This is a genomic window from Cerasicoccus frondis, assembly GCA_031296915.1.
GTDB lineage: Bacteria > Verrucomicrobiota > Verrucomicrobiia > Opitutales > Cerasicoccaceae > Cerasicoccus > Cerasicoccus frondis.
Genome location: JAVDPC010000002.1, coordinates 348382 through 354459, shown reverse-complemented (window position 1 = coordinate 354459; position 6078 = coordinate 348382). Strand labels below are relative to the sequence as shown.

Genomic DNA, 6078 nt, shown 5'->3' with positions numbered 1-6078 from the left:
CAACCACAAACAGCTCCTCAACCAGCTTAAACACTGGGTTCGAGAGGCCAATCAAAGCGCTTAGCTAGGTCAGCCCCAATTATTAAGCAGGTTAGTACGCGAGTAAAGTTTGAGCAATTTCTGGCCGGAATTGATAGAGATTCCGCAGCCGGAATAATCATGGACTATCAGTTGCCGGGGGTTGGCGATTTGGGTCGTAAAGAGTTGGGAACGACTTGGGCAGCTGACATACGTTCTAGCCACCCTTGTTTGCCTGTCATTGGGACAAGCTTTGAGAGCGAGAGGAATATTCCGAAGTTTAGAATGGAGAACTTCCTCACCTTCTACCCGCGAGACAAACTCTGCTCGACTCAAGAACCGTGGCATGAACTCAAAGCTCTTATCTTCGGCTTTTCTGAAATATTTTCAATTGCAAAGAGCCATAGCGGTGCTTGCGAGGAGGATAGGTTGATGAAGCTCCTAAAGGCACCTCTGAGTATCGCCCCAACGCTTGTAGAAGCCCTGCCTAGTGCGGTAAGGGTAAATTGGGATGAGGAAACGCCACATGCGGCGAGTAGATGGCTGTGGCACGAGTTATTGGCGCTTCCAGGATTTTTATCTGATAGCTTGGAGCTTGCTACGATGCTTGGCCTTAGGGTTTCTGCTCTTGAGCGCGTAATCAGCGCTTTTGTCGATACTGAGTACAAGGGAATATTTGCTACGGATGCGAGAAAGCGATGGTGGACATCGGAAGTTCGTCCAACAGTGGAGCGAATTTTAGGCCATGCTGTCTCGCGGCCACTCTACCATTATAGGGAAGAATTGCTCCGAAGGTGTGGCAACAGCAGAGTTTTGCCCACGTGGTATTCAAAGGCACACGGGAGAGGCGGCGATGAGCTCATTCCGGATGTGGTTGCATATATCGATGAGGAGCGTGAGGAAGATAAGAGAGTGCAGTGTTTGTTCAAAGATACGGTGGTCGATGCAAGGGATAGCAACCCGGACTTTGGTTTTAGGCCTCGACTAATATATAACGGTGTAAGTGAAGATTGATGGCCAAAAAATCTGTTAAACAATACTCATTCAGTGATACGCGAACATATGAATATATTCGCGAGGTCGAGTTGATATTCATTTCCAAACTGATGGGGCAAAAAAATCGCATACTCTCACTTCCGCACAACGGTGAATGGCATAATGCCTTCAACTCTCTAAGTGCATTTAGTGCAACTGGAGGGAATCGTGATTTAGATGTGTCGATTTCATTTGAATTAGGGGACCCTCTTGAGGGGCACCGGTTGCATCTTGGAACATCTCTTAGGCGAGGGGGGAGTAACTCATCGAATCCAGCAACTGCAACTTATTCTCTGACTATTATTGAGGGGGGCTGTCGGGCTAAGTCGCGAATGCATTTTGATCATGACTTTGATTCAAATGGGCGTGAACAGAAGCCATCGCCTCATATTCAATGTGGTGGTAGGTTACCTAGCGAGCTCAGTTTTCAAAAGGATTGGGATGAGTCGCTGGATAAGCCTAGGGTCTTATCGTTGCCTTATTCGACTGCTATATTGTGGCACAATGCCTTTTTGGAGTTTCCGGACGTGGAAGAGTTTAAGTCATTTTTGGACGACTCTTGGTGGAAGAATATAGTGATTGATGCCGAAGAGCGTATGTGGGCTTGTTTTGTCGAACAGGCGCGTCAATCAATCTGCAGAAAGGAATCGATTATTGAAATTTTATATGGTATCTGAAAACTCCTTTTTTCCGCATCTCCTGAAGGTTGCGGCATCTAGAAGGCTCTTAGTTTTTTTTAGCGAAATTCTAGAAACCAGTTTTGGGCAATGTTTTTCAACAAGTGAATCTACGTAGTCTCTGACTCTATCTGCCCCGTGTGCGTCATAAGCTTCAGAGATTTTACTCCAGCTCCTGTTTAAAGCTCTTTGAAGATTATGGTTCATTGGAAATTGTAGTTCAAGCGCTTCAGAAGGTTCTAGCTTCAGGACACCTGAGCCGTATTGGCGTCCTTCAAACTCTGATGAGAGCTGGCAGTAACTCGAATAAAATGCGAGGCAAATGGCTCTGCTGAGGGAAAGGGTCACCTTCTTATTGAAGAACACGCAATGAATGCTGTTTGTGCAATAATATCCAGCGTTATTCAAGACCAGTCGTGTCCCTTTCTTTCCCATGTAGCGGAGAAATGCATCAGGGATTTCGCCTAGAGTGGGTGCAGCCCAGTAGGACCTCTTAGAAAAGGTTTTGTTATCTTTAATAAGATCCTCACCGTAAGTGGAGAGGTAGTCTGCTAGATGCTTGTCAATACTGCTTGGATTGGCGCATAGGAGCCAAGACTTTATATCAAGCGCATCGGCGTCATCTATCTTGTCGAATTCTAAAAAAGGGTCTAGGTCAGAGAATCTAGCAACTATACGTTTGAAGTGACGCTTACTGAGTTTACTGGCTTTCTTTTGGTGGCCATTCAAAACGAAAAATTCATTATTTCCAGTGACCACTCCTATTCGAACAACTGCATAATCTTTGAGCTTTTTTAAATCTGGGCATTTATCCATGCGCTCTATTGCGCTAGCTGCGTTATCAATCAAATATGGAACTGTGTGGCCATTGATGGTTGGATATTGCCTGTTTGGTTTTGCCTCAATGGAATTGATCATTGAAATGAATTCGGTGGCGGTTGTGCACTCGATTAATTCAATGCTTGTTCTTTTTTGTTTCTCGGAGCATATATCGTCAATCAAGACACCTACTACTCTAGCTTGAGCGCCGTCGTTCACAAAGCACCGCTCTCGAATGCTTATCGCTATGCATCGGTTGCAGTGCTTAGAAATCCACTCTAGTATCTGTTTGCCATACTGAACATGCAAAATGCTTTCTGGAAGAAGTAGGGCCATTCTTCCGCCGTTTTTAATGAAGCTAAATGCGTGAAGTGTAAAGTAAGCCCAGAGGCTAGAGCGTTTATCGATGATTTTCTTAGGAATTATGCCATTCCTTGCGCTTGTCCGAACTTCTTCGGCCATTTCATGCAGACGTGTATATGGTGGATTTGCTACGATTGCATCGAAGGCTTCACCACCCATGGAGCTAACCGTAGCTGCCAAAAAGTCTGTTTCCGATAGCTGAAATTTGTATGGGGCACAATATTTAGTGGTTTCCTGTAGCGCTGCTGGATCTACATCGCATCCGTATATTTGGTTTTCTGTGGAAGTTGCGCCGAGGTCTTCTAATCTGCTTGCAATACTTCTGACAATGGAGCCACCGCCGACGCTGGGCTCGAGAACACGGTCCGTTGAGCTGCGTATCGCCCAATTGGACATTGCTTGTGCAATTGGCCGTGGGGTGTCGTATCTGCCTAGGGATTTCCTCAGTTTTGGGTCCATATACAACTGTGCGTTTTAAGTGTAATGCGTTGAAAAACAACGCAAAACGAGAGAATACGCTGTTTAAATTAGGCGGAAAGGCTTGGTTTTTATGCTTTCAGTCAGAAAATCACCCATGTCGTCACATTCCTTTGGTAAGCTCCTATGGCAATTTGCCACGAAGCAAGCTACTTCAGTTAACCTCATTTCCGTCCCTTACGCGAACGAACCGCTGCATATATACAAACCCGGGCTTTGGTGCTTCATGCTGTAGGGAGGATCTCTATTTCAATGTGCGGCTTTGCAAGCGCCAAAATGCATGGTTCAGATCCTTCGACAATTTGTTCCACGAATCTGGGACAGTTCGGGATCATCGGGGACAGTCCTGAGTGGGGCTATGAGTGGGGGAATCGCCTTCTTCGGCAGCTATTTCCCATGAATAAAGGGCTTCAGGGGGTTCGGTCGAGGGTTCGACTCCCGCAATGAGCACCAACGCAAATTGTTGAATATGAATTGCTTTGCGCAAATTCGCCTGAATAGAAGCGCAAACAAATGCATTTAAATGAAATGAGTTCTGAGCGCCCACTAAGTATCGGCGACTGTCAGACTAAGCATCGCCGACTGTTGCCCTAAGTGTTGCCGACACTCCAATTAAGCGTCGTCGACGCTTCAACCACAACAAGGTAAGGGTTTGGCCTAAAGCAGAGTGGGATGTGCATCACACATAAGGTAGCTTTTGCCCCTGTTTCCCTACGAGACATGCCATCTACCCTAGATGGCCCCTCGCTCAAGTTTGTGGGGGATGGCGTAGTATATTTTTGAACATTTAATTTACGGCTCTAGGGAAGGTTCGGAGAGCGAACCAAGACCGATGAACGAAATGGATACAGATATCGCCGCGATTGGGGGCAATAAAATCAATCGTGCGGTATGGGCAATGGCATGGCGTTGCATGGATACTGGTCAATGTTTGAAATCTACATTTGACCCGAATGGCGCGAAATTCGCGCTAATGTTGGGTTGTATAACGCATGTACTGCATGAACTAAGCCGCCTTTGGGGCCTATTGTTGCTAGAGAACTCTTGCGGGTTCTTTAGCGTCCTCGCTTGCATAGTGGAGCACCTGACCATCAGTAATGAGTCGCTGTTCCAACCTTTCGTAGGGAAGGTCTTGCAGCGCGCATTGCTGCTCGATGGCTAGTGCGGCGGCGGTGGCTGCCGATTGGCCAAGGATCATGAAAACCGGCTCCATGCGAATGGAACCGAATGCAATGTGCGAACTGGAAACGCAAACCGGTACGATTAGATTCTCGCATTGCTCCTTTCGTGGTGTCAGCGAGCCATAAGGAATGGCGTAGGGGCCATTCATCTTGACGCCGATGTCGCCCTCGTTTTGCACGTAGCCTTCTGGAGCGATGTAACGTTGTGTGTTATGAGAATCAAGCGGGTAGGAACCCATGCCGACAGAATTCGGTGTTGGTCTGCGTTTCAGTAATTCGTTCTCAGTTAGGACGTATTCACCAACCATGCGGCGGGCTTCGCGAATGTATAGTTGATGTGGCCAGTGGTCGTTGTCAGTAAACTCATCGGCGGCGAGTCCGTAGCATTGCATTTCCCCACGAATTTCTGCGGGCGTTTGCGGCGCATTGGACAGGAAGTAGAGCAAGCCCTGTTGGTAGTGTTTATGAGCTTCGATGATCTCCTCGCGCTGGGTGTAACTGCCATCGGGGTAGCCGTAGTTACCGCCGATGAAATCTGAGCTCATCGGGCCATGATTGTTGGTGTCGGTTTTTAAATTGGGGATTGGGTCAAACTTGTTGAAAACGCTGCGCCAGCCAGACTCAAAGATGCGGGTCAGCAGGGCGTAGTCATCCGGATTGTAATTTGGCGGCTTGGGGAATGGCACGCGATTATCCGGATGCTTGCTGAAGCACATGCGATAGCAGTAGGCTTGAACGCGATGGTCTGCATCTCCGAATGCTCCCGGCGGCTCAGGGCTGATGTAGGGAAGTAGTCCGCTCTCGGGATCGCCCGGTGTGCGGTAGGGGCTGACGCCTTGATCGATGACGCCAAAGTGGTGGTTGTGGTGCAGGACGCCAGTTTGAATGCCATTCCATTCTTCACCATAGGTAGCGCATGACTCGCGACCAATGGCGTAGGAGACTCCGGCGCTCGCCATCAGGTCGCCCTCATAAGTGGCGTCGATAAACATTTTGGCGGCGATGGTTTTTCCAGAAAGCGTGGTGATGGAAACAATGCGGTTGTTTTCTTTGGTGACGCCCGATTGGCGATCGAGAAATTCTTCGCGATAAACCGGTATGCCGTATTCGGCAATGAAGTCTTCAAATACTCTCTCGGCTACATGTGGCTCGAAAATCCACATGGTTTTCATCTCTGAATCGATCGCCGGAATGCATTGGCCAACGTTTCCGTAATCTTCCTTGCGCTCCCAGGTCCAGGCGTCATCGGACTGATAATGCTGCCAGATCCGGTGATAGAACTCGCGGGACAGCCCACCAATGACATGCTTTTCGCCCGTGTCGGAATAGCCGAGGCCTCCGCTGCTCAGCCCGCCTAAGTGGCGGTCCGGACTGATTATGACGACGGTCTTCTGTTGTATTTTTGCCTGAACGGCGGCGATGATAGCGGAGGATGTTCCGCCGTAGATTGCTATGTCGAAATTCTCAATAGGGTGCATAGGAGTTTGATTGGGATCGAGGATGCATGG

At 48.2% G+C, this 6078-nt stretch carries 4 protein-coding genes; 2 read left to right on the top strand and 2 right to left on the bottom strand.

The genetic code is table 11. From position 1 onward, the window contains the following. Nucleotides 1-303 precede the first annotated feature (303 nt). Together RBB63_RS02815 and RBB63_RS02810 are read left to right on the top strand one after the other, a co-directional pair. Nucleotides 304-1032: a hypothetical protein gene (locus tag RBB63_RS02815; RefSeq protein WP_309380888.1), complete on the top strand. Its 729-nt coding sequence runs from the start codon at nucleotides 304-306 to the stop codon at nucleotides 1030-1032. Next, nucleotides 1032-1730 (top strand): hypothetical protein, encoded by a 699-nt coding sequence (locus RBB63_RS02810; RefSeq protein ID WP_309380886.1) that lies wholly within the window; start codon nucleotides 1032-1034, stop codon nucleotides 1728-1730. The genes RBB63_RS02815 and RBB63_RS02810 overlap by 1 nt, the downstream gene beginning before the upstream one ends. Here RBB63_RS02810 and RBB63_RS02805 read toward each other — a convergent pair. Together RBB63_RS02805 and RBB63_RS02800 are read right to left on the bottom strand one after the other, a co-directional pair. Beyond that, the gene (locus RBB63_RS02805; protein ID WP_309380884.1) at nucleotides 1716-3371 is read right to left on the bottom strand and encodes an N-6 DNA methylase; all 1656 of its coding nucleotides are present in this window, start codon (nucleotides 3369-3371) and stop codon (nucleotides 1716-1718) included. The genes RBB63_RS02810 and RBB63_RS02805 overlap by 15 nt on opposite strands. Before the next feature lie 1051 nt (nucleotides 3372-4422). Then, a complete protein-coding gene (locus RBB63_RS02800) occupies nucleotides 4423-6048 on the bottom strand; it encodes an FAD-dependent oxidoreductase (RefSeq protein ID WP_309380882.1) in 1626 nt (541 codons plus the stop codon). Nucleotides 6049-6078: the final 30 nt, after the last annotated feature.

Bases quoted from the DNA above. Each gene is read 5' to 3' on its own strand.
- RBB63_RS02815 (WP_309380888.1), top strand. From the start codon at position 304: ATGGAGAACTTCCTCACCTTCTACCCGCGAGACAAACTCTGCTCGACT.
- RBB63_RS02810 (WP_309380886.1), top strand. From the start codon at position 1,032: ATGGCCAAAAAATCTGTTAAACAATACTCATTCAGTGATACGCGAACA.
- RBB63_RS02805 (WP_309380884.1), bottom strand. From the start codon at position 3,371: ATGGACCCAAAACTGAGGAAATCCCTAGGCAGATACGACACCCCACGG.
- RBB63_RS02800 (WP_309380882.1), bottom strand. From the start codon at position 6,048: ATGCACCCTATTGAGAATTTCGACATAGCAATCTACGGCGGAACATCC.